The following is a 24,120-nucleotide window of genomic DNA, read 5'->3' on the forward strand; positions in this document are numbered from 1 at the left end:
ACTATGGCGAACGCTCCTCGGTCCACATCTAAAAGTACCACAGCAAAATCTGCCGATGCTGGGAAAAAGCGTGCGTTAGTGATTGTGGAATCGCCTGCAAAAGCGAAAACAATCAATAAATATTTGGGCTCTGATTACATCGTGAAATCATCGGTGGGTCATGTCCGTGATTTACCTACAGGCGGCTCGAGTAAAACAGCAGAGAAAAAGCCAGTAACTCGTGCAAAATTAACTGAAGCTGAAAAAGCCAAAAAAGCACAAAAAGCTTTGGTTAATCGTATGGGTGTAGACCCTGAAAATGACTGGAAGGCACAGTACGAAGTCCTACCGGGTAAAGAACATGTTGTTGCGGAACTGAAAAAGCTTGCATCGCAAGTTGACGAGGTCTATCTCGCAACGGATATGGATAGGGAAGGAGAAGCAATTGCTTGGCATTTAAAAGAAGTGATTGGCGGTGACGACTCACGTTATCAACGTGTGGTGTTCAACGAAATTACCAAAAATGCCATCCAAGAAGCGTTTAAACATCCTTCTCGCCTGGATACAGATAAAGTCAATGCTCAGCAAGCCCGTCGTTTCCTCGACCGTATTGTGGGCTTTATGATCTCGCCACTCTTATGGGAAAAAATCGCCCGTGGTTTATCGGCAGGTCGTGTGCAATCTGTGGCTGTTAAACTTGTGGTTGAGCGTGAACGTGAAATTCGTGCCTTCGTTCCAGAAGAATTTTGGCAAGTTTTTGCAGATACCAAGTCGAAGAAAGACGATATCCGCTTAGAAGCGGTGAAGCAAAATGGCAAGACTTTAAAACTGCACAATAAAGCTGAAACGGATGCTTTACTGAACCTGATTAAAGATGCCGACTACACAGTTTCAGCACGTGAAGACAAACCAACCAAGGTTAATCCAAGCGCGCCTTACATCACGTCTACATTGCAACAAGCAGCAAGTACACGTTTAGGTTTTTCTGTGAAGAAAACCATGATGTTGGCACAGCGGTTATATGAAGCCGGCTTTATTACCTACATGCGTACAGACTCAACATTCTTGAGTGATGACGCTGTAAATATGGTTCGTGGTCATATTGAAACTGAGTTTGGTCAAAAATATTTACCGGCTAAACCAAATCGCTACGGCAATAAAGCTGGTGCGCAAGAAGCCCATGAAGCGATTCGTCCATCAAATGTCGCGCTAAAAGGCGATAGTTTGGTGGGTGTAGAGCGTGATGCACAGCGTCTTTATGACCTGATCTGGCGTCAGTTCGTTGCATGTCAAATGACCCCTGCAGAATATTTATCATCAACGATTTTAGTTAATGCCAATGGCGTCGAACTCAAAGCCAAAGGCCGTACATTGGTCTTTGATGGTTTCACTAAAGTGCGTGGCCAAAACAAATCGGATGATGATGTACTGTTACCTGCTGTAAAAGTCGGTGAAGTACTGAAACTTGAAAAATTAGATCCATCGCAGCACTTTACTAAACCACCTGCGCGCTTCACTGAAGCATCATTGGTCAAAGAGCTTGAGAAAAAAGGGATTGGTCGTCCATCGACGTATGCTGCGATTATCTCAACCATTCAAGACCGTGGTTATGTGAAGCTTGATAACCGTCGTTTGTTCGCCGAGAAAATGGGTGAAATCGTGACAGACCGTCTCGATGAAAACTTTAATAACTTGATGAACTATGCATTCACGGCAGATCTTGAAGGTCAGCTGGATAAAGTCGCTGATGGTGATCGTAACTGGAAAGAGTTACTCAATAGCTTCTACGGTGATTTTAAAACACGTTTAACCACAGCTCAGGGTGAAAATGGCATGCGCCGTAATTTACCTGTAGAAGTGGATGCGGTGCACTGTAAAGAATGTGATCGTCCGATGCAGATTCGTACAGGGACTACAGGCGTGTTCTTGGGTTGTTCAGGTTATAACTTACCGCCAAAAGAGCGTTGTAAGGGAACTTTAAACCTGACACCTGTAGAATCATTGGCTGCACTGTCTGACGATGACTCGGCAGAAACAGCAGATTTGATGTCGAAAAAACGTTGTCCAATCTGTGAAACAGCCATGGATAGCTATGTGATTGATGGTGGGCGTAAGTTGCATATCTGTGGTAATAACCCAGACTGCGCTGGTTTTGAGCTTGAAGAAGGTGAGTTCAAAATCAAAGGTTATGATGGCCCAACCATTCCGTGCGACAAATGTGATGGCGAAATGCAATTGAAGACAGGCCGTTTCGGTCCTTACTTTGCATGTAATAGCTGTGACAATACACGTAAAGTGTTGAAGAGCGGTCAGCCTGCACCTCCACGTGTAGATCCAATTAAAATGGAACACTTACGCTCAACCAAACATGATGACTTCTTTGTCCTTCGTGATGGCGCAGCAGGTTTATTCTTAGCTGCAAGTAAGTTCCCGAAAGTACGTGAAACTCGTGCGCCTAAAGTCGCGGAACTACGTTCTGTCGCAGATCAGTTGGATGCGAAATATCAGTTCATCTTACAAGCACCAGATGTCGATCCTGAAGGAAACCCAACATTAGTAAAATTCAGCCGTAAAAACCAAGCGCAATATATTGGTTCTGAAAATGCTGAAGGCAAACAAACCAAATGGTCTTTGGTGTACCAAGACGGTAAGTGGGTTGAGGCTTAAGCTTTAAAACCAATAAAGTGCTGACTTCGGTCGGCATTTTTTATGTCAGAATTAATCAAAATTTAAATGATAAAAATGATTGGGGGGAATAGTGGAAATTCAAACGAAAAAGTTTGCTGTACTCATAGATGCGGATAACTCATCGATCAATGCTATTCCATCTGTGTTGGAAGAAGTTGCAAAATATGGAATCGCAAGTGTTAAACGAGTTTATGGAGATTGGAGCAGCGAAACCTTAAAAAATTGGCGTGAAGTCTTACTTCCACATGCCATCACACCTGTTCAGCAGTTTGCTTACACAAAGGGCAAAGATGCAACGGATATGATTTTGATCATTGATGCGATGGATTTGCTGTATGCAGGTGCATTGGATGGCTTTTGTATTGTTTCAAGCGACAGTGATTTTACCCCTTTAGCATCTAGAATTCGTGAAAATGGGCTAAGTGTTTACGGTTTTGGAAAAAAGTCGACGCCAGAGGCATTTAAAAAAGCATGTGATAAATTTATTTATGTTGAAAACTTACTGCAAGATAATGAGCTAAAAAATACTGAAGAAGATCTTATTGTTTCACCAATTAAAGAAGTCATTGAAAATACAAAAGTAAGTGAACCAAAGCCATCTGTGCAGATTAAAGAGAATACAATCACTGAAATCATTGATAAACCCACATTAAATTTGATTTATAAAGCTGTGAAAGATAATGCGGATGAAAATGGATGGGCCAATTTAAGTATGGTTGGGCAATATATCAGCGCAGTCAAACCTGACTTTGATTCTAGAAACTACGGTCGAGCAAAATTATCTGGACTGATTAAAACGCTAAATTTGTTTGAAACAAAAATAGAAATGAGTCAAATGTATTTAAGAAAGATAAAAAAGCAGAGTATGATTTAAAATGTGGAAAAAAATTCGGGTACTGTGCTTATTGTTGATTTTATTGGTTGTCGCAGTCAATGCCTATAAAGACAAAAATCAAGACTGGAGTAAACCGATCTTTGTATTGTTACATCCAATTAATGCAGATGGTCGAGAGAGCACACAAGCTTATATACAGCAGCTTTCTGTCAATGATTTAAACGATGTTCAACAATATTTACAAACGACGGCACAGAAATACCGAGGACAACCGACTTATGTGTATTTTAAGTTAGGTCGTGAGCTGAAAGTTTTACCTCCCAAAGTACCCAATGATGCTGGCATGTTGGACGTTATCTTATGGAGTTTGAAATTCCGCTACTATGCTTGGCAGCAGCATGAAAATGTAGATGGTGTTTCGAGTGTGACGCTATTTTTAAATTATTACGATCCGACTCAAACCAAAGAACTTAAACATTCCACAGCTTTGGAAAATGGTCGAATTGGATCGGTGAATTTATTTGCATCGAATAAACAGACTGCGCAGAATAAAATCGTTTTAGCCCATGAGTTATTACACGCTTTTGGTGCAACGGATAAGTATGATTTGGCCACAGGTCAGCCAATCTTCCCTGTCGGTTATGCAGAGCCCCAGCGGCAGCCTTTGTTTCCACAAAGCAAAGCTGAATTAATGGCAGGGCATATTCCTACCTCACAGACGCAAAGTAAAATGCCTGAAGATTTAGCTGATACTGTGGTGAATGACGTCACAGCGATTGAAGTGGGATGGAACAAATAATGTGGATAAAGCGTATTTTATCCACAGTTTCAATTGGCAGTGTGGATAAGATTTGGACTTTTCTTTCATTTTTCTTCATCATGAAGTTGCATAATCCATTGAATAACGAATAACTTGAGAAAAAACATGAGAACAGTAGGCAACGATTTAATTCGCAGTCAGCTCCATGAAAACCGTAAGTGGTATCTCGGTTTAGGTGCTTTATTGGTGGTCTTCGGATTGGTCCTTTTGGCAGCTTTGCCATTTGCGACACTTACGGTGATTTATATTTTTGGTGTGCTGATGATGTTAGGTGGCGTAATCCATTTCATTGCAGCATTTAAAATTTTTGAAGGCGGTTACCGCTGGTTCTGGGCACTATTTGGTGTGCTGTATTTGGTCGCAGGCTATTATGCATTTTCAACGCCTGTCAAAACGGCCATTGTCCTAACCAATTTATTGGCGATTATTTTGATCATTGCAGGGGTCATTCGTATCTTTAATGCTGTGTTATTTCGAGCATTTCAAGGTTGGGGATGGACACTATTTTCAGGTCTATTGACCTTGATTACGGGTGTGATCATTTTGATGTCACCTGATGCACCATTTTGGGTATTAGGATTATTCTTGGCGGTTGATATTTTATTCCAAGGGGTCAACTACCTTACTTTGGCTTCTTATATTCGACGTGAAGTACCGAAAAGCTCGGCAGAGCAGTAAACTGCTTGCGGATCTGATAAATAAAAAAAGAGTGCTGAGGCACTCTTTTTTTTATTCACTTTTAATGTGTACAACCCGTTAAGGTTTCACGCTATAGCGGCTACTAATGGCGATACGATTCCATGTGTTAATGACAATTGCGAGCCATTCAATTGCACTGATTTGATCATCCGTTAAAAAGGGTAGAGCATCTTCATAAACTGCATCGGGAACTTGGCCTTCGGCAATCAATGTAATTGCTTCGATCAAGCTTAAAGCCGCACGTTCTTTTTCATCGTAGTACGCAGTTTCACGCCATGCATTGAGTAGGCTAATGCGTTCAATACTTTCACCTGTTTTAAGTGCATCTTGCGCATGCATGCGAATACAGAATGCACATTCGTTGATTTGGGATGCACGTAATTTCAGTAAATGGGCTAAACCTTCACTTAGGCCAGACTCATTTATTTTTTGCATAGCCAGTGCATCAAGTTCTGCAACTTTTTTATACAGTTCAGGTGCAGACTGACCTAGGTTGATTCGTGACATTTCGAACCTTTCTGATGTTTTTAGATATACCTGCTATTTTAAAACCGTTATGGTTGAGGACAAGTTTTATTTTGAGCATTTAGATGACCACTTTTGTTCTTGCGCCCGATTCATTTAAAGAAAGTATGAGTGCTCAACAAGCCTGTGACGCGATGCAGCGTGCAATTTTAAAGCTCATACCAGATGCAAATGTCATCGCTGTGCCAATGGCAGATGGCGGTGAGGGAACTGTAGATGCGTTGCTCAGTGCTTGCGACGGTCAAAAAGTGACGATAGCGCTTACAGGTCCTTTGCCCAATCAAGCTGTGACGACATATTTCGGTTTGATCGACGGTGGAAAAACCGCAGTGATTGAAATGGCAAAAGCCAATGGAATTCATCTTGTCGATATGGCTCAGCGAAATCCATTACTGACGTCAACTTATGGTACGGGCGAAATGATCCAGGCTGCTCTAGACTTTGGAGTAAGTAAAATTATCATTGGCTTGGGCGGGAGTGTGACCAATGATGGCGGTGCAGGTATGGCGCAGGCCTTGGGGGCACAATTTTTAGATGAAAATGGCTTGGAAATAGCAGTTTGTGGTAGTTGTCTCGATCAAATTAACAGTCTTGATTTGACGCAGCTCGACTCACGTTTAGCGCATACAGAAATTATCATTGCCAGCGACGTCATTAATCCACTATGTGGTGAAAATGGTGCAACCCATATCTTTGGCCCGCAAAAAGGCGCAACGCAGGAGATGGTGCGTCAGTTAGATCAGAACCTCAGTCATTATGCCGATGTGGTTGAAGCGACACTGGTTTGTACTTTACGTGATGTCGCAGGTGCAGGTGCTGCAGGTGGATTAGGTTTTGGGTTGATGGCTTTTGCAGGTGCATCGATGCAATCAGGTGTGGAATTGGTCATTGAACAAAGTCAGTTGAATGAAAAAATAGCACAGGCAGACTATGTGCTCACTGGTGAGGGGAAAATTGATCATCAAACCAAGTTAGGTAAAACACCATTTGGTGTGGCGCAAGTTGCAAAAAAGTATAATAAACCTGTGATCGCCTTTACTGGTCTAGTGGGTGAGGGGATAGCAGAACTCTATGATTTAGGTTTCACACAGATTGTTGGGATTAATCCACCAGATTATAAGTTGAAAGATGCATTAAAAAATGCGGAACTAAATTTGGAACATTGCTGTCGAAATGTGATGAGATGTTTGAAATAAAAATCAAGGTAAAACTTATGAATGCATCTAGCGAGTTTTAAGATAATCATAGTTGGAAAATAAGATTAATTTTGTTGAAAATTTTTGCAATATTTTTCCATTGGTTTTTGATTTTTTGGAATTATATTTTCAATGTTTTTTATATTTTCTATCGCATTTTCTTTTGCTGGCTTTGCTTTTAATAATTCAGAATTCTCTGAAGCAATTTCATATTGTGCTTTACTCATTTTATAAGTTGCACATAAATTATCGGATATAAGTTTATGATTGCCAGAAATTAGAGCTACAGCTAACTCATCATGGAGTTGAATTCCTTTCTGATTATTTTTATTTATCAACTGATCAAATTCAGTTTGAGTCAATTTTTTTGCATAAGTTGGATGATTTGTAAATATTATGAGTAATAAAACTGGCTGAAGGAAATGGTTAATTAGCTTAAAATTTTTCATAAACTTATCGTTTTCTAGTTTTAATTTTGATCCTACATTAGCATGTATTTTTTTTCAATCTGCTAAACTATACCTATCCATGAAATGATGAGTACATATGAGTTTAGCCAACCTGATTGATGAATTAAATCCTCAACAAAAACAAGCCGCAACAACAGAAGCACAGCATAGCTTGGTTTTGGCAGGAGCAGGTTGTGGTAAAACCAAAACCATCGTAGCGCGTGCAGCTTATTTAATTGATCAAGGCGTGCCTGCCAATCAAATTCAAATTTTGACTTTTACTCGCCGTGCGGCCAGTGAAATTGTCGCTCGTGTGGAGTTGGCTCTAGGTGAGCAAGCCAAAGGGTTACGTGCATCAACCTTTCATACTTTTTGTATGTACCTATTGCGCCGTATTCCAAATGCCTTTGGCCTAGAACAGTTTTCGATTATTGATCGTGATGATCAACTCATGATGTTCCGCCTGATTCGTGGTCGTGATGATAAGAAAAACCCCAATCACTTGCCCAAGCCGAAAGAACTCTGTGATCTGTATTCCTTTGCGCGGAATACGCGCCAAAAACTCAGCATTGCTATGGAAAAGCAAATGCCTGAGTACTTTGCGTTGAAAGATCAAATCGCGGATATCATGAAAGAATACGAAGCCCGTAAACGTGCGCGTAGTTTTTTAGATTATGACGATATCTTGGCGATTGTGGCGAAAGCCTTGGCGGAATCAGATGGATTGGTCGATTATGTCGCTTCGATTTGTCGCCACATGTTGGTTGATGAAATGCAGGATACCAATCCGCTGCAATGGGCGTTACTTGAGCCACTAAAAGAACGTGTCAGTTTGTTCTGTGTCGGCGATGATGCGCAGTCCATTTACGGCTTCCGAGGTGCAGATTTTGAAAATATTCACCATTTTAAAGAGCGTGTACCCGACGCACAGATTTTCAAACTCGAACAAAATTATCGTTCAACCCAAGAAATTTTAGACTTGTCAAATTGGTTGTTGGATGAAAGTGAAATTAAATATGACAAACGCTTAGATGCCTATCGTGGTGAAGGGATTAAGCCAAAAATGCATATTTTCCCGAATGAGTTTGATGAAGCCAAATGGATTGCCATCGACATCAAAGAGCGTCATTACCTCGAAGGCAGCAAATGGTCGGATCATATGGTGCTTGTGCGTTCAAGCTTTGCTGCTCGTCATATTGAAGCAGCCTGTATTGCCGCAAACGTGCCATATCGCTTTATCGGCGGCATGAAATTACTTGAAACAGCCCATGTCAAAGATTTGCTCAGTGTACTGCGTGTAGTGGCCAATCCTTTAGATGATATCGCGTGGATGCGCTTTTTAACCTTGTGGAATGGTGTGGGTGATGTCGGTGCGAGTAAGTTATCGCAGCAGATTTTACTTGAGCCAGAAATGCAAGCCATTGCAACCAAGTTGGAAAAATTTGGCAAAGTGCCTGACCAAGCGATTCTGATGATGAAGCAAATGTCGGTGTTGAAAGATCAGGTCAAAGAATGCGTAAGCTTGGCTGTTCAAGCGATTTCTGAGCAGCTGGAAGAAAACTATAAAAAAGATTGGAACCGCCGTATCGGTGATTTTGATCTGGTGAAACAACTGGCATCAAAACATACCCAGTTGAGTGAATTCTTAGAAGAATACGTGCTTGACCCAGTTTCCATTTCTGAAATTGAACGCCAATCTGACAGTGATGTCGTGACGCTAATTACCATTCATTCGGCAAAAGGAACGGAGCAAAAAGTCTGTTATGTGGCGAATGTCACGCCAGGGCAATATCCACATGCACGTGCTCAAGGTAATTTCGATGAAGTGGAAGAAGAGCGTCGTGTGTTATATGTGGCGCTGACACGTGCGCAAAATGAACTGATTTTGACTAAGCAAAACTTGAACCACTGGGCACGTGAAACTGTGGATGAGCAAGGGCGTAAAGTAGAAAGTTACTTTATGAATGATTTAACTCGCAATTTATGTAGTTTGGAAACACACTATAAAACCCGTCAACAGACTGTAAAAAGTGCCTTAATCGAAAGAAAATCGATTAATTTAGATTTTGGTATCGATCTCGATTAAAATAGATTTTTGACGTGATTTACACGCAAGTTAAAAAGCAAAATAGACAAATGCTTTTTGATGATGCTGTCTATTTGGAAGATTGAATGAAAATTTTAGTACGTAACTTAGAGCGTTCAGTTACTGAAGCTGAATTGGTTGAGCTGTTTAAACCATTTGGCGCAGTAGAGTCTGCTGTTGTTGTTATGGATGCAAGCACAGGTAAATCGAAAGGGTTTGGTTTTGTCGAAATGCCAAATGGTCGTGAAGCTGTAAAAGCGATTAAAGGCCTGAATACTTTGAAAGTCAAAGGTGCGGGTATTCGCGTAAAAGCGGCTGAAGATAAGCCTAAAGCATAAATTTAAAAAGGAGCGTAACGCTCCTTTTTTTATCGGTGATCTATGAAAAAACGCTACTCGGCTTTGTCTATTGTTGCGCCATCTGGTTCGAACATTGCGTGTGGGCTTAAAACGCTTGAAGTCCGCTCATGGCAGCCCGAACATTTGCCTTTAAAAGATTTAGTGATCGTGGAAAATCAACGCTACTTACATGAAAGCGGAGAAGAAGATTTTGGACGTGCGGTGGCGATGGTCGATGTGTATGACGTTCATGCATGGACTGAAAATGAGATAGAGCAAGCGCAGGCGACATATTGGGCAGCAGGATATTGGGCTTGGCGTCTAGAAAATATCAGGATGATCCATTGGGATATGCCTGTTCCTGCCAAGCGTGACATTTATTTAATTGAAATCGATCATCCATAATATTTATTGTGAATTTCCTAAAAATCCGTTTAAGCTTATTCATGTAGAAAAATGCCAAAATTTAGGGAATTGTTCATGTCTCGTGTTGCTCGCTTTCATGCTGATCGTACCAATCAAAAGTTATATTTTAGCCGTCTTGCATGTCAGCAAGCCGAGCAGACTGATCATGTTCAACAAGCTCAGGCTTATCGCGAAGCAGCAGTTTTTCATTTGCATGGTGCAGTACTTGCGTTTTTACAAGAGTTGGTGCGTTACTATCGTTTAAATGATCCTGCGCCCACGTTAAAGTCGATTGAAACGCTGATGGCTGAAAAAGGTCAGGTATCACCTGAAGTGACTGTTATGCAGCAATTGGCAAAGCAGGGTTTTATTGCAGAGCTGAAACGCGCACATCGTATGTGTCAGTATGCACCTGAACCGTCTGCACCAGAGCCAGAAGATGAAACGTCTTCAAATTTAATTATTAAAGTCACTCAAACACCGCAAGCATGGTTGCCAGATACCGCTATTTTGCGTGAATGGCATCGTGATCTAACCCAATTGATTGATGGATTTCGTAACGAGATGGTGGAATTCTAATCGGACTATTGCTACTTGAAATAAATTTATTTAACCCGATATAAGATTATCTAAGTAATACAAAGTGCAGATGCCTTTATCACCATGTTGCGCATGGAGGGATATATGTCTATAGAACAGTTGAAAGAACTCTTTGGGAACCAGGAAGCAATTTTAGAGCTGGTTCAATTGGAAGGTGGTGAGTTGGCATTGCGTAATGCAGGCTCAGAAAAAGAGCCTTTGGTGACTATCCAATTCAATGAAGAATTACGCAATATTTTGGGCGATCAAATGAGTGTGATCGCTCAGCAAATGATTCAGGCTGCATTGTTTGGTTTGTTAGAAAAACAAGTGGATGAATGGCATGCCGAAGTGGTCGATGAAAAGCCAAAATATATGAGCTAATCATATAGCTGCTGATTTTGTGGATCATGTTGATGAAAACGCACCTTTTGGTGCGTTTTTTTATACTCAAAATGGCACTTAGACTTTGCTCAGTTCAGCAGGTGAGATCAGTATCGAACCTAAAAATACAATAAAGACCCCGATGAGCTGTAAAAAAAAAGGATTTTTGGCATCTTGCCAATACAGAATCAGAAAGACGATGGAAATGGGATAAAACAATAGACAGCCCAGTCCCCATAAAATACTGGTTTTAAATGCAGCGATGAGAAAGCCCAGACCGCCAATCAAAATAATGGCAAGGCCTAAATAGAGGATGTACATGTTTTTCTCGTTTCTTGTTTGAAGTTTTTAAAAATGATGCTTCGTTTGATGCTTATTTTATCAATATGTTTTTTAAATTCAATTATTTGTAATTTTAAAATTAATGAATTATATCCATTAAAAAAAGGCGATGCTTAAATGCATCGCCTTTTTGGTATCACCTTTAAGCACTTAATTTGACATCTTAGTGTGTCGGTGTTTGGTGATGGGCAATTTGGATTTGATTTAAAATATGATTGCTCATATTTTTCGCCATTTCCTCTTTGGCATAATAAACCTCACCGACATTGTCGCGACGAATGACTTCAGCTTCTTCTTTGCTTTCCGCACACACCAATACTTGGATGGATGGATTCAGCATTTTTGCAATGTCGACAATTTTATGAATATCTAAAATATCCATAGGTGAAATGACCAAAAGGCGTGCGTGTTGAATATGGGCTTGAATTAAAACGCCGGGTTCTGTTGCCACACCAGATACCGCAGCGATGCCTTTTTCCCGTAAGTTTTCCACGATTTCACGGTTTTCTTCAGCAATAACCACTTTAATGTTTTCATTCATTAATTCGCGGGTAATACGACGACCGACTTCACCATGACCAATCAGCACCACCTGATCACGTAGATAATCCTGTGAGACCTCATCCGGCAACATGGCCAATGGGTCACTACTACGTTCCAGTAAACGAGCCAAATTCGAGCGCTCACGGATGAGTCGCTGCATAGGCTCGATGGCAGAAAATACAAATGAATTCAGCGTAATCGAGATTAAAGCACCTGCCAGTATCAGATTTTGTCCTTCCATAGAAAGGAGGTTTAGAGATACACCCAAGGTCGCCAAAATAAATGAGAACTCACCAATTTGCGCCAAGCTTGCCCCAACGGTTAATGCGGTATTGATGGGGTAGCGGAAGAACAACACCAACGCCATTGCAGCGATGGTCTTACCAATCATGATAATGCCGACTACTGCTAAGACATGAAGTGGTTGTTCAATCAAGATCCGTGGATCAAACAGCATGCCGACGGAGACGAAAAACAGAATCGAAAAAATTTCACGAAGCGGAAGAGTTTCTTCTTCTGCACGGTGACTAAAGTCAGACTCTTTGACCACCATACCGGCAAAAAATGCGCCCAGTGCCATGGATACACCAAATACCTTGTAGGCACCAAAGGCAATAGATACGGCTGCTGCAACCACGGTGAGCGTGAATAATTCACGTGAGCCTAAGCGTGCAACCACTTGCATAATCATTGGCACTAAGCGTTTACCAATGATCAGCATGAAGGCAATAAAGCCAGCAACTTTGAGTAAAGTTAGACCTAAGGTCAGCCAAATATTTTCATCGGCACTGCCTGATGTGAGCGGTTGACCGCCAAGCAGTACGGCAGTCGCAGGCAGAAGGACCAGGACCAGAACCATCACCAAGTCTTCAACCAAGAGCCAACCCACAGCAATTTTACCATTGACGGAGTTGAGCAAGCCTCGATCACCTAAGGCTTTGAGTAGAACGACAGTACTTGCACACGACAAACTTAAGCCAAACACTAAAGCTGAACCCATGCTCCAGCCCCAAAGCATGGAAATTCCCATACCGAGTAAGGTCGCCACTGCAATTTGTAAAATGGCACCGGGGAGGGCAATACGACGGACTTGCATCAAATCATTGAGTGAAAAGTGCATACCCACGCCAAACATCAGAAACATCACACCGAGTTCGGCCAATTGGTTAGCGAGATGGATATCGCCAACTACCCCAGGTGTGTTTGGGCTAATAATAATACCGGCAATCAGATAGCCGATAAGGGGAGGAAGTCGCAGGCGTGCAGCAATATAGCCAAAAATTAAGGCAAAACCAAAGCCAACAGCAAGTAATATTATGAGTTCTACATCATGAGGCACTAAAAACTCCTTAAGCCTAAGTTAAGGGTAAAAAAGACAAGCACAAAAAGTGCCAAAAGCATTTTGAAAGTTTAGCAATTCGAATAAAAAAAATGCAAAAAAAAACGACCTAAGTAGGTCGTTTTTTTCAAAAAACTAAAATTATTTGATTTTAGCTTCTTTGAAGATTACGTGTTGACGGATTTTTGGATCAAATTTTTTGATTTCCATTTTTTCCGGCATAGTACGTTTGTTCTTAGTGGTAGTGTAGAAATAACCTGTACCAGCAGAAGAAACTAGGCGAATTTTATCACGCATGTTCGTAGCTCCTTAGATCTTTTGACCTTGAGCACGTAGGTCAGCAACAACCTTTTCGATGCCCAATTTGTCGATAATACGCATACCTTTAGTAGTTAGACGAAGACGTACGAAACGTTTTTCGCTTTCTAACCAAAAACGGTGGTGATGCAGGTTCGGCTCGAACCGGCGTTTAGTTTTGTTGTTGGCGTGTGAGACGTTGTTACCAACGACTGGACGCTTGCCGGTAACTTGGCAAACCTTAGACATGGTGTAACTCCATTGATTTAGCCAACAGCAAATCTGTATGGCCAGTCAAAAAAAACATTGAATTCATTCAAGGGGCGTTTTATATCAAAAATGCGCTTAAAAGACAAGCGATTTTGCATAAAACGAACGATCACCTAGTGTGATCGTTCATGCCTTGATCGTTTATCGAAGAAGTGTCTTCGAAATCAGTTTGTGGATCGGCTTATTGAACGGTGGAAGAATGAATTTCAAACTATAGAGTTTTGGATTCGACATCACCGAGCGTTCATGCGACAAACTGAAGAAACCTTCTGGACCATGATATTTCCCCATACCCGAAGCCCCCACACCGCCAAACGGCAGGTCATCTTGAGCAACATGGGTTAATACCGTGTTTTGTCCGAAATGTCCTGAATGGGTACGTGTTGCGACATAGTCGGCACGTGCCTGATCAAAGTCGAAATAGTATAAAGCAAGTGGACGAGGACGGCTATTAATAAAAGCAATAACCTCGTCAATTTGATCATATTCCATGATCGGAAGGATCGGACCGAAGATTTCATGCTGCATAATTTGCATGTCTGGAGTGACACCCGTTAAAACAGTCGGTGCAATTTTACGTACAGCGTCCACATCTTCATTTTGTGGGTTAAAACTGATGATTTGTGCGCCTTGATCACGCGCATCTTCTAAATAACCTTGTAGGCGGTTGTACTGCTTGTCATTAATAATCGAGGTGTAGTCCTGATTTTGGGCAATACTTGGGTACATGGCTTCAACGCACACTTTATAGTGATCTAAAAATTCAGCTGTTTTACCACGAGGTAAGAACACATAGTCAGGTGCAACACAAGTTTGACCTGCATTCCAAAGTTTACCAACAGCAAGACGCTGTGCGACATCTGCAAGGTCAATAGACGGATGAACCAATACAGGTGACTTTCCGCCTAATTCTAAAATCACCGGAACTAAGTTTTCAGACGCTGCCGCCATGACGGTTTTACCGACATTGGTCGAGCCAGTAAAAATCATTTTGTCGAAGGCAAGGTGACTAAACGCATCTGAAATTGGGCCACCACCGTTGACGACTGCGACCAATTCTTGAGGAAATGCTTCTGCGAGAGCTTTTTCTAGCACATCACCGAATGCCGCAGAGGCACTCGAAATTTTGATCATGGCATGGTTGCCCGCAGCCAAAGCACAAATCAGTGGGCCTATAGAAAGAAGCAGTGGGTAGTTCCATGGCGTAATAATGCCGACGACACCAAGTGGTTGATATTGCACCCATGCTTTTGCAGGTTGGTGAATAATTCCGACATGGCGTTTGGATGGTTTCATCCAGTCTGTCAAATGCTTGCTATAATATTTAATGTGTTCAAGACATGTAAGTAACTCACCAATCTTGGTTTCACCAATAGAACGGTTACCATAGTCTTGATTAATTGCATCAGCAAATTGATCTTGATACTTAACTAAGATACGCTTAAGCCGAGCCAAACGATCAATACGTTCCTTCGCTGTAGGCAATGGGTAACGTAAATACGCTTGTTTCTGCTGTTCCAACATATTGTTGAGATGCTGGTGATCAAAAGAATGTGGTGTCATTGAAGTTGTTTTTGTCTGACTATTCATGTCGCACGACCATATCCAAATTAGCGATTAATTAATTTTTAGAGTAAATACTCTAAATAGTCAAGTTACTTTATGTGTTAGTGTTCTAATGCTTTGAAATAAATGGTTGTTTTAGGATGTCTCACACCAAAACCTTAAAAACGAAAGAACGTATTTTGCAGCTGAGTTTGCAGTTGTTTAATGAGCGTAGCGAGCGTTCAGTGACAACCAATCATATTGCTGCTGAACTGGGAATGAGCCCAGGTAACTTGTATTACCATTTCCGAAATAAAAGTGAAATTATTAAGGAATTAATGGAGCAATATCAGCATGAAACGCTAGAAATGTTAGCGCTTCCTGATGATCGTCAGCTTGATGCCAATGATAAAATTCGCTATTTCCAAGTGTTAAGTAGCCAATTATGGGCTTATCGCTTTTTACATCGTGATGTTTATCACTTGGTCGAAAATAATGAAGATTTCCGCAAAATGTATCCACGTTTTGCCGGTCAAGTCATGCAACAAGGGCAGAAAATTTATCGTGCCTTTGTTGACGCAGGCTTAATGCAGATGACCGATTCTGAAATTGAGGCCTTAACCATTAACTTGTGGATCGTGCTGACCAACTGGACCAACTTCCTTTATATGTCTGGCCATATTACTGACTCAAACACTTTGGAAGAAAAGTGGGTGTGGCAAGCACTACGACAAATGGTGTTCTTAGAAGGTGCATATCTACGTGGTGAAAGCCGTGAAACCTATGAGCGATTGCTCGAAACTTTAGGGCCGTCGGACTTATTTGCAAGTCTTTCAAACGTAAAGCATCAGGTTACTGAATAAGACTATTTAGTCTGGCTTTAAAAAGCGTTAGAATACTCGGCTCTTTTTTCAATTTAACTGATTAGTGATATAAACCAACATGAATATGTCGACCGCTAACACAGCACGCTTACTCATTACCTGTGAAGATAAACCAGGGATTGTGCAAGCTGTATCGAGCTTTTTGTATCATCAGGGAGCAAATATTACCGCACTTGATCAATACGCGACTGAAGCTCAAGGGGGGCGATACTTCATGCGTGTTGAGTTTGAATTGGACAATTTACAAAGCCGTAAAGAAAGTCTAACTCAAACATTTGCGAGCAATGTTGCTGAGCGTTACAACATGCACTGGCGTTTAGCTTTAGTCAGTGATGTGAAGAAAGTCGGTATCTTGGTGTCTAAAGTTGACCATGCATTGCTTGAGCTGTTGTGGCGTCATGCACGTGGTGGTTTGCCATGTGAAATCACCAAAGTCGTGTCTAACCACGATGCTTTACGTGAATCTGTAGAAAATTTCGGTATTCCGTTTGAAGTTGTTCCTGTGAATAAAGAAAACAAACGTGAAGCTTATGAGCAAATTGATCAGTTGATGCAAGACAATGATTTACTCGTTCTTGCTCGTTATATGCAAATTTTAGACGAAGAATTTGTTCAAAAATGGGAAATGAAAGTGATCAACATTCACCATTCATTCCTCCCAGCCTTTGTTGGTGCGAACCCATATAAACAAGCGCATGAAAAAGGTGTGAAGTTGATTGGTGCGACAGCGCACTATGTCACTGCTGATCTTGACCAAGGTCCGATTATTGAGCAAGACGTAGAGCGTGTAAGTCACGACTTTACCGTTGAACAATTGCGCGAGTTAGGTCAGGACGTAGAGCGTAATGTACTCGCACGTGCAGTCAAATGGCATCTTGAAGATCGTATTATTGTCGATGGTAATAAAACTGTTGTATTTCAATAAAACGAGATGAATTTTTGAATAAAAGGGCATACTTTAGGTATGCCTTTTTTATATTATGATTAAAAAAAGTCATTAAATCTGACGAATTAATAGTTGCAAATGAAAACACTTCTCATTTATTATTGCCGTACTTTAATTGTGCTAACCGATGAGCATGATTGTATTTTTGACAAAATAAATGCAATCGCTTCTTCAAGGTAACTGAGTTTAATGAGTCAATCTCCCGCTCCAATGATGCAATCACCTAACCCGATGAAAAAGAAAATCATTACTGCGCTTCTCGCTGTTGTGGTAGGGCATATGGGAGTATTGTGGGCGGTCAGCAATATGAAAGCACCAGAACTTAAACCGATTGAAAAAGATCCGATTAAAGTTCGTTTTGTGAAGATTGTTGAAGAGAAAAAACCTGAACCTCCGAAGCCAAAACCAGAACCGAAGAAAGAGCCACCAAAGCCAAAAGAAGTTAAAATTGTAGATAAGCCGTTACCACCTCCACCGAAGAAAGTGGAAAAAGTGGAACAGGTGAAAAAGAAAGATGCGCCGAAACCAACTGTTGAAGCGGTCAAAAACGTACCACCAACACCTGTTGTTTCAACTGTGGTTTCTGAAACGAAAGTCGTTCGTGTTGAACCAACACCTCCGGCACCTGTTGCACCACCACCTGCGCCTCCAGCACCACCTGCGCCACCGACACCTAAAATAGTCAGCATCGGTAATGGTGTCAGTTGGATTAAGAAACCTAATGTTCAATTTGAAGATGGTGAATTAAAAGCGTCGTGTACAGTTGAAGTTGCGATTGCAGCAAGTGCTGAAGGTAAAGTCGAATCAGCAACGATTAAAAACTCGACTTGTGGCGCTGCTGTGAACCGTAAAGTGACTGCAGCAGTGAAGCGTGCGCGTTTATCCAAATATATTGATAATGGTGTGGCAACTCCGACGCGAGTTGATCAACCATTTAACTTTAAACTTAATTAAGATTCCGGCTAACCCATTAGGAGTTCGAATATGAACTTTTCAGTTTATTGGCAACATGCAGATGCAGTCAGCAAAACACTGTATTTCGTGTTACTTGCAATGTCGATTGCGACTTGGACGATCTTCGTTCTTCGTATTATGGGCACACGTCAGCTCAAACAAGTGGCGTATAACCACCTTGCAGATGCACTAAGCAAACTGAAAGCGAAATTTGCTCCTTTGGCTTTTGAACAACGTAAGGCTGTGGCTGAACAAGCATTACTACGTCAAATTTCGGTAGAAAAAGCTAATGCTGAAAAAGGCGTATCTGTATTGGGTACGATTGCTTCAATTGCACCGTTCGTAGGTTTGTTCGGTACAGTGTGGGGTATTTTCCATGCCCTTGTAGCAGTGGGTAAAAGCGGTCAAGCGGGTTTAGCGCAAGTGGCAACTCCAGTCGGTGAAGCTTTGATCATGACCGGTCTTGGTTTGGCTGTGGCGATTCCTGCGGTATTGGCTTATAACATCTGTGTTCGTTTTAACCGTACACTGTCGAATGAATTGCAAGATCAAGCGCATGGTTTATTGATTGATACTATGTTGCAACAAGAATCTGCAGCGAAGAAAGAAGACGTGAAAACTGCACAGCAAAGTTTAGCTGGAGGTCAAGCTTAATGGCTTTTCAATTGGGTGAAGACAACGATGCTGGCATGAATGAGATGAACCTCATTCCGCTCATCGATATTATGTTGGTATTGATGATCATCTTCTTGGTGACTGCGACTGTTGCCAACCCATCAATTCCATTAACCTTGCCACAAACGACTGCAGAAGTGATTGATCTGCCGCCTGAAAGCGTAACCATCAGTATTAACTCAGCGGGTGATATCGCTTGGAATGGTGATATTGTGACGCTCGAAGATTTAGAAAGTCGTCTAAATACAGCTGGTCAGCAAGAGCGTAAACCTGCATTGGTCTTAAAAGCCGATAAAGAATCACGTTATGACACAGTTGCGCAAGTGATGTCGCGTGCGAGTGGAGCCGGACTCAGCGATATCGCCTTTGCCAGTGATAACTAAGCACTGAGCAAAGATAGCTAAAAAAAAGCGACTGAAATGTCGCTTTTTTTTATGTCTCTATTTTGAAAAAATGTCGTACAAATAGATCACTCAGATTTGAGTAGGTCTTGAAATTTGCTACGTAATTTCATGAGTTTAGGTGGTATTGAAAAATTACAATAACCTTGGTTTGGGTTACGCGCAAAGAAGTTCTGATGATATTCTTCGGCAGGGTAGAAGGTCGGCATTGGACTGAGTTCAGTCACGATATTGATGCCTTCAGCTTTTAATTCTTCAATACGTTGTTCAGCGATTTGCTTTTGTGATTCGTCTTGATAGAAAATCACTGAGCGATACTGTGTACCGACATCATTGCCTTGACGGTTCAGCGTAGTGGGATCGTGGGTTGCGAAAAATACATCCAGCAATTGGCTAAAACTGATTTGGCTGTCATCAAAATTGATCTGAATGACTTCTGCATGTTGGGTATTTCCCTCACAAATTTGCTCATAGCTCGGATGCTGAGTAATTCCCCCTGCATAACCACTGACAACTGTTTGCACGCCCTGAAGTTGTAGAAAAACTGCTTCTACACACCAAAAGCATCCACCACCAAATACCGCTTGTTGCATAGTGAAATCCTATCTTGTTCCCTGATGTTTAATATGGGGTTATAGCTAAAAACTGCAATGTACGTCTGTATACTAATCACAAGTTTATGTGCATTAAATGTCTCTGGCATGACTGAACAGTGAATAAAAAAGTCTGCCGAAGCAGACTTTTAAAATGATTTAACGCGGTTGAACGGCGCTTTCATATTGAATTAATAAATTGCCATGACGGTCTAGCAATTTCAAGGTTTTTCCAAAAACTTGATAATGCGTTACCTTTTCGAGTGCTGCATGGTACTGTCGGTCTAGCCCATTGTTATTGAGACAAGCCATTTGTGTCGCTGCAATCGGGCCAAACGTTATAGTGTCTTTGCCGGCGTTATAGCCGCCCATTATACGATTACAGCCGTCTGCACCTGAGACACGTTTTGAAGCCGCATCGAATTGAATGCTTGGAATATTATGCGCATTGGGTGCTGTTTTAATTGGGGTATTGCCAATCTGAGTGGCAATCCAAGTACGATTTTGTAATAGGTTTAAATTTTCAGTTATGGTGTTGTCTTGTGCAGGCATGCTTTCACAGCCTGTCACCACTAAAGTTGAAACCAAAGTTGCAGCAACAAATATTTGTTTTAGCATCGGAATTTCCCCGTGGAAGCATTTCAATTATCTAAGCAAATATCGCACAGATAAGCTAGCCATATTTGTATCAATATTTAAGAATTACAATTGATTGGCGCTTGGATTAGACTGTGAATGCGGCAAACCTTGTCGGATTAACTTCGAATATTGTTCACTGCTCAGTTGCTTAATTTGAGAGACGCGGGGGTTAACATGGGCTTTTTGATACCATGTTTTCATATCCCAATTTTGGTCTATGGCATGGAGGTCGTGCAAATAATTCGGCAAATAACCGGATGCAAATAAGCGGTAATCGGTTGGAAGTTGATGTTTGGAAACCGCTTGAATCATGTCAAACACCAGTGTTGTACAATTACTAGTGAGTGTGTTGTACCATTTGGGTTGAGTCTGCAGTTCATCGGCTTTATGTAGATATTCAATAAACAGCGCCTGCATTTCAGATTTTGGCATGTTTACGGGGAAGAAATAGACCTGTTCTCCGCGTGTATTGCTGCGGGTATAGATAATATCTTTTTCATCTGATGCAATGAGGCTCAGTTCATATTTACGGAAAAAACCACCAATCGCAGAGAATTCTTCGTTTTTCTCTTTGCGAATTTCAATCGAAAACGTCAGCGGTGGTCGGTCAGCAAAATCAAAAGTGACCAGTGTATGGGCAATTTGCGGCCCCATCCAATACGAGGTAATGATGTTGACGCCATTGATTTGACTCAGGTCATATTGGCGAGTTTCCCAACGCGGGGTAAAGCTACCATCGGTATGCCAGTCGAAATTACGCACATTGTGTAAGGTGACGAGATTACCTTGCTTTTCATAATGTAGAATTTCAGCTACTTCAGGATTCCATTCACGATCTTGATGCGCTTCCATGCCAAAATACCAAAATAGACCACAGATAAAGCCCACAATATAAATCAAGACATCTTTACGACGGCTAAAAAAGTGTTGGGTAATATAGATGCCTAAAATGCTCAGGGCAAAAGCAATCCAGATTCCAATGATAATGCGGCTGCCTAACCAGCCTGCCGGTTGCTGTATCCACAAGGCGGCACAGAGCCAAATCGAAGAACAGAGGACAAACACACTAAATAGAGCATGAAGAATACTTCGCCCTATTTTTTTGAACATTGCTTGTTGGTCACTCTGTTGCATATTTTTCTTTTAGCTTAAGATTTTTCTTTATTTTCGGTAAGTTGCGAACTCAAAAGCAATCCCAGTTTTGTCGTCGATATGTTGTTCTGACGCCACTTTTTGAAAGTCCGCAGGAATTTCAGGATAATGCGCATCACCTTGAACATCCAGTTCAACATGCGTGAGTTCTAAACGGTCTGCGATGCCGATGGTTTGCTTAAAAATTTCACCACCACCAATAATAAACAAACTCGTTGGTTTTTCGGAACTTGCGACATCAGCAACTGCTTGCGTTAACGCCTCATCGATACTATATGCGACTTTAGTACCTTCAAATGACCAAGTGTTATCTCGTGTAATGACCCAATTGACACGCTTCGGTAGGGTACGTCCCATAGACTCTAAGGTTTTGCGTCCCATGACCACCACACCGCCTTGGGTGATGGCTTTAAAGTGCTGTAAATCGGCAGAAATATGCCACGGCAAATCATTACCTTTACCAATGCAGCGCTGCTGATCCATAGCGACAACGTGCACGATTTCTAAATTTTGAAATGCCATAGTTTGAACTCAAATAGCCGAATTATTTGTCGTCTATTAGAATGCAAAATCCCGCTTGAGGTAAAGCGGGATTTTGCTTTTCACTTGGGATTTCTGAAATTAAACCGCAACAGGGGCTTTAATCGCAGGATGTGATTCATAACCTACGATTTCAATATCTTCAAATTTAAAATCGAAAAGATCGGTAATTTCAGGATTGAGTTTTAATTGGCACAGACCCATTGGTTCACGTGTCAATTGCAACTGCGCTTGTTCGAAATGGTTGGCATATAAATGTGTATCCCCACCGGTCCAAACGAAGTCGCCTACACCTAGACCACAAACTTGCGCAATCATGTGTGTTAACAGGGCATAGCTGGCAATGTTAAACGGCACACCCAAAAAAACGTCAGCACTGCGTTGATATAATTGGCAGGATAATTTTCCGTTTTGGACAAAAAATTGGAACAAGGTATGGCATGGTGGCAATGCAACATTACCTGCCTCATTTGGGTTCCAACCCGACACGATTAGACGACGAGAGTTAGGATTGGTTTTGATTTCATTGACCAACCATTTAATTTGGTCAAAACCATCTTGTTCATATAGGCCATCGGCTTTTTTGGTTGCACCGAAATTACGCCATTGATGACCGTAAACAGGACCTAATTCGCCAGCAGGACGACCAAAACGCGCAGTTTGTTCTGCTGTAGACCATTCATCCCAAATCGAGACTTTGTTGTCTTGCAAATATTGAACATTGGTATCGCCTTTAAGGAACCACAACAGTTCAATCACGATAGAGCGGAAATGAACTTTCTTGGTGGTGAGTAAAGGGAAACCTTGAGAAAGATCGAAGCGCATTTGATGACCAAATACAGAACGTGTTCCCGTACCCGTACGGTCGCCCTTGTCGCCGCCGTTGTCGAGAATGTGTTGTAAAAGGTCTAAATACTGGCGCATGTCTCTCTCATAATTTGCTAAATTTCTTGTGGCACATATTAGCTTGTTTTGCGTGTGGAAGGAACTGTGATGGGCGCTTGAATATAGTCAGGTTTAAAAAATCCAAAACATACGGTGTTTATTGGGTGATGACCAAATTTTGCAGGCAACAAGCGCTGAGTTGTCTGGGCTGAAGACGCCTATTTATAACAATTACATCAAGTGTTAACGAGACAATATATCTGTTAAATCAAGAATGAAATTAGAAAACTTAAGCTCTATTGTTTATATATTGAGCGATGTTACATTCGCAGCGTTGAAAAAAATACAGATAAGTTTGATTAAAAAAATACACGTGATTTTTCTCATTTTAAAGAGGTGGTTTTGGGCTGCTATTTTTGATTAAGAGTTTGATATCAAAAATAAATCCAATTGAATTAAAAATAGACGATCGTATTTAAATGTGAAGATTTGTTTAAGAAATCTTACATTTTTTACATGAAAAAACATAATTTACGCGGTACTATCACCCTCGTTAAAATTTTTGAATGCCTAAATACAGGCGGGAGTGTGGGTTAAAGAATGGCTTATGATCACAATGTAAACTTGAGTGAAGTGCATGCTCCAGTTCAGGCAAATATCATAATTCGTTCTCAGGCGAGTAAAAATACGGGCAAGTCCAATACCACTCAAAAAGCAGCGACTAAAAATGTGGTATCCCGCAATGGTCAGCGTATCGATATCGATCGTTTGACTGGATTTTTACAAGGCATTACCCGCCAAAGAAGTACTCAGAAATGTGCCCGCAGTGTTCGTTTAGCACTTGAGTCCGCAGGGGCACGTTTTAACGGTCACCCCGTTGCCGCAGCAGATTGGGGCAGCACATTACAAAAAATTGGTTATCAAAAAATTAATTTAGCGTTTGATCGACCAAAGAAAGGCGATATTTATATTATCGACCGCAATCAAAGTAGCCGTTATGGTCATATCGCAGCATATTCAGGTAAGGATTGGGTGTCTGATTATCGTCAAGCGGGTTATGCGGTCTATCGAACTCCAAATGTGAAATACAGCTATTACCGCTTAGCGGATTAACAGCCCATGGCTGCAAAAA

General features: G+C 41.3%; 28 protein-coding genes. 16 read left to right on the plus strand and 12 right to left on the minus strand.

Features of this window, described 5'->3' with window-relative positions:
• The first annotated feature begins 3 nt into the window (after positions 1–3).
• The 4 genes from topA to MST16_RS02265 all read left to right on the plus strand — a co-directional run bounded on the left by topA (position 4) and on the right by MST16_RS02265 (position 5,000).
• Entirely contained in the window at positions 4–2,646 is a 2,643-nt protein-coding gene (gene topA / locus MST16_RS02250; RefSeq protein WP_078192741.1) for a type I DNA topoisomerase, read from the plus strand.
• Between the two features lie 91 nt (positions 2,647–2,737).
• Positions 2,738–3,541, plus strand: a complete 804-nt coding sequence (locus tag MST16_RS02255) for an NYN domain-containing protein (RefSeq protein WP_180010183.1) — start codon at positions 2,738–2,740, stop codon at positions 3,539–3,541.
• A 1-nt stretch (position 3,542) separates the two neighbouring features.
• Positions 3,543–4,301: a hypothetical protein gene (locus MST16_RS02260; protein WP_180010184.1), complete on the plus strand. Its 759-nt coding sequence runs from the start codon at positions 3,543–3,545 to the stop codon at positions 4,299–4,301.
• A gap of 126 nt (positions 4,302–4,427) precedes the next feature.
• Positions 4,428–5,000, plus strand: a complete 573-nt coding sequence (locus MST16_RS02265) for an HdeD family acid-resistance protein (RefSeq protein ID WP_180010185.1) — start codon at positions 4,428–4,430, stop codon at positions 4,998–5,000.
• 78 nt (positions 5,001–5,078) lie between these two features.
• Here the strand turns inward: MST16_RS02265 and MST16_RS02270 are convergent, their stop codons facing one another.
• The gene (locus tag MST16_RS02270; RefSeq protein ID WP_180005282.1) at positions 5,079–5,528 is read right to left on the minus strand and encodes a carboxymuconolactone decarboxylase family protein; all 450 of its coding nucleotides are present in this window, start codon (positions 5,526–5,528) and stop codon (positions 5,079–5,081) included.
• 83 nt (positions 5,529–5,611) lie between these two features.
• On the opposite strand from MST16_RS02270, the gene MST16_RS02275 reads away from it, so the two are divergent.
• Positions 5,612–6,742 (plus strand): glycerate kinase, encoded by a 1,131-nt coding sequence (locus MST16_RS02275; protein ID WP_180010186.1) that lies wholly within the window; start codon positions 5,612–5,614, stop codon positions 6,740–6,742.
• Between the two features lie 65 nt (positions 6,743–6,807).
• Here the strand turns inward: MST16_RS02275 and MST16_RS02280 are convergent, their stop codons facing one another.
• Positions 6,808–7,191: a hypothetical protein gene (locus MST16_RS02280; protein ID WP_180010187.1), complete on the minus strand. Its 384-nt coding sequence runs from the start codon at positions 7,189–7,191 to the stop codon at positions 6,808–6,810.
• Between the two features lie 97 nt (positions 7,192–7,288).
• Between MST16_RS02280 and MST16_RS02285 the strand changes: the two genes are divergently transcribed.
• The 5 genes from MST16_RS02285 to MST16_RS02305 all read left to right on the plus strand — a co-directional run bounded on the left by MST16_RS02285 (position 7,289) and on the right by MST16_RS02305 (position 10,983).
• Positions 7,289–9,277: an ATP-dependent helicase gene (locus MST16_RS02285; RefSeq protein ID WP_180010188.1), complete on the plus strand. Its 1,989-nt coding sequence runs from the start codon at positions 7,289–7,291 to the stop codon at positions 9,275–9,277.
• A gap of 86 nt (positions 9,278–9,363) precedes the next feature.
• Entirely contained in the window at positions 9,364–9,615 is a 252-nt protein-coding gene (locus MST16_RS02290) for an RNA-binding protein (RefSeq protein ID WP_078189697.1), read from the plus strand.
• 42 nt (positions 9,616–9,657) lie between these two features.
• The gene (locus tag MST16_RS02295) at positions 9,658–10,020 is read left to right on the plus strand and encodes an ASCH domain-containing protein (RefSeq protein ID WP_180010189.1); all 363 of its coding nucleotides are present in this window, start codon (positions 9,658–9,660) and stop codon (positions 10,018–10,020) included.
• 75 nt (positions 10,021–10,095) lie between these two features.
• Complete coding sequence (locus MST16_RS02300; protein ID WP_180010190.1) at positions 10,096–10,599, plus strand: DUF6586 family protein; 504 nt, start codon at positions 10,096–10,098, stop codon at positions 10,597–10,599.
• A gap of 105 nt (positions 10,600–10,704) precedes the next feature.
• Positions 10,705–10,983, plus strand: a complete 279-nt coding sequence (locus MST16_RS02305) for a hypothetical protein (protein ID WP_078192732.1) — start codon at positions 10,705–10,707, stop codon at positions 10,981–10,983.
• 78 nt (positions 10,984–11,061) lie between these two features.
• On the opposite strand, the gene MST16_RS02310 is transcribed toward MST16_RS02305, so the two are convergent.
• The 5 genes from MST16_RS02310 to MST16_RS02330 form a co-directional block, all read right to left on the minus strand.
• On the minus strand, positions 11,062–11,304 hold the full coding sequence (locus tag MST16_RS02310) for a hypothetical protein (RefSeq protein WP_180010191.1): 243 nt from the start codon (positions 11,302–11,304) through the stop codon (positions 11,062–11,064).
• Positions 11,305–11,488: 184 nt separating this feature from the next.
• Positions 11,489–13,207: a cation:proton antiporter gene (locus MST16_RS02315; protein WP_180048845.1), complete on the minus strand. Its 1,719-nt coding sequence runs from the start codon at positions 13,205–13,207 to the stop codon at positions 11,489–11,491.
• 141 nt (positions 13,208–13,348) lie between these two features.
• The gene (gene rpmG / locus MST16_RS02320) at positions 13,349–13,504 is read right to left on the minus strand and encodes a 50S ribosomal protein L33 (RefSeq protein ID WP_001205031.1); all 156 of its coding nucleotides are present in this window, start codon (positions 13,502–13,504) and stop codon (positions 13,349–13,351) included.
• A gap of 12 nt (positions 13,505–13,516) precedes the next feature.
• Positions 13,517–13,753 carry a 50S ribosomal protein L28 gene (rpmB, locus tag MST16_RS02325; RefSeq protein ID WP_000048256.1) on the minus strand — a complete coding sequence of 79 codons (237 nt, stop codon included), beginning with the start codon at positions 13,751–13,753 and terminating at the stop codon, positions 13,517–13,519.
• Between the two features lie 162 nt (positions 13,754–13,915).
• Positions 13,916–15,364 (minus strand): coniferyl aldehyde dehydrogenase, encoded by a 1,449-nt coding sequence (locus MST16_RS02330; RefSeq protein ID WP_180007171.1) that lies wholly within the window; start codon positions 15,362–15,364, stop codon positions 13,916–13,918.
• Between the two features lie 116 nt (positions 15,365–15,480).
• Here MST16_RS02330 and MST16_RS02335 point away from each other — a divergent pair, with 116 nt between their 5' ends.
• The 5 genes from MST16_RS02335 to MST16_RS02355 all read left to right on the plus strand — a co-directional run bounded on the left by MST16_RS02335 (position 15,481) and on the right by MST16_RS02355 (position 19,161).
• Positions 15,481–16,182, plus strand: coding sequence for a TetR/AcrR family transcriptional regulator (locus MST16_RS02335; protein ID WP_180004567.1), 702 nt, complete (start codon positions 15,481–15,483; stop codon positions 16,180–16,182).
• 79 nt (positions 16,183–16,261) lie between these two features.
• Positions 16,262–17,128 carry a formyltetrahydrofolate deformylase gene (purU, locus tag MST16_RS02340; RefSeq protein ID WP_180010193.1) on the plus strand — a complete coding sequence of 289 codons (867 nt, stop codon included), beginning with the start codon at positions 16,262–16,264 and terminating at the stop codon, positions 17,126–17,128.
• A gap of 210 nt (positions 17,129–17,338) precedes the next feature.
• Positions 17,339–18,103: a TonB family protein gene (locus tag MST16_RS02345; protein WP_180010194.1), complete on the plus strand. Its 765-nt coding sequence runs from the start codon at positions 17,339–17,341 to the stop codon at positions 18,101–18,103.
• 30 nt (positions 18,104–18,133) lie between these two features.
• Positions 18,134–18,757: a MotA/TolQ/ExbB proton channel family protein gene (locus tag MST16_RS02350; protein WP_078192725.1), complete on the plus strand. Its 624-nt coding sequence runs from the start codon at positions 18,134–18,136 to the stop codon at positions 18,755–18,757.
• Positions 18,757–19,161, plus strand: coding sequence for a biopolymer transporter ExbD (locus tag MST16_RS02355; RefSeq protein ID WP_078189686.1), 405 nt, complete (start codon positions 18,757–18,759; stop codon positions 19,159–19,161). Before MST16_RS02350 ends, MST16_RS02355 begins: the two co-directional genes overlap by 1 nt.
• An 86-nt stretch (positions 19,162–19,247) precedes the next feature.
• On the opposite strand, the gene msrA is transcribed toward MST16_RS02355, so the two are convergent.
• The 5 genes from msrA to thyA form a co-directional block, all read right to left on the minus strand.
• On the minus strand, positions 19,248–19,772 hold the full coding sequence (msrA, locus tag MST16_RS02360; RefSeq protein WP_180010195.1) for a peptide-methionine (S)-S-oxide reductase MsrA: 525 nt from the start codon (positions 19,770–19,772) through the stop codon (positions 19,248–19,250).
• Positions 19,773–19,931: 159 nt separating this feature from the next.
• Complete coding sequence (locus MST16_RS02365) at positions 19,932–20,390, minus strand: META domain-containing protein (protein WP_168377884.1); 459 nt, start codon at positions 20,388–20,390, stop codon at positions 19,932–19,934.
• An 84-nt stretch (positions 20,391–20,474) separates the two neighbouring features.
• Positions 20,475–21,545: a DUF4105 domain-containing protein gene (locus MST16_RS02370; protein WP_180010196.1), complete on the minus strand. Its 1,071-nt coding sequence runs from the start codon at positions 21,543–21,545 to the stop codon at positions 20,475–20,477.
• A gap of 27 nt (positions 21,546–21,572) precedes the next feature.
• On the minus strand, positions 21,573–22,085 hold the full coding sequence (locus MST16_RS02375) for a dihydrofolate reductase (RefSeq protein ID WP_180010197.1): 513 nt from the start codon (positions 22,083–22,085) through the stop codon (positions 21,573–21,575).
• 99 nt (positions 22,086–22,184) lie between these two features.
• Complete coding sequence (gene thyA / locus MST16_RS02380; protein WP_078189681.1) at positions 22,185–23,027, minus strand: thymidylate synthase; 843 nt, start codon at positions 23,025–23,027, stop codon at positions 22,185–22,187.
• Positions 23,028–23,588: 561 nt separating this feature from the next.
• On the opposite strand from thyA, the gene MST16_RS02385 reads away from it, so the two are divergent.
• Positions 23,589–24,101 (plus strand): peptidoglycan amidohydrolase family protein, encoded by a 513-nt coding sequence (locus MST16_RS02385; protein WP_168377881.1) that lies wholly within the window; start codon positions 23,589–23,591, stop codon positions 24,099–24,101.
• The last annotated feature ends 19 nt before the right edge of the window (positions 24,102–24,120 follow it).

Origin of the sequence: Acinetobacter sp. YH16040_T (assembly GCF_024605785.1) — a bacterium.
Lineage (GTDB): Bacteria > Pseudomonadota > Gammaproteobacteria > Pseudomonadales > Moraxellaceae > Acinetobacter > Acinetobacter amyesii.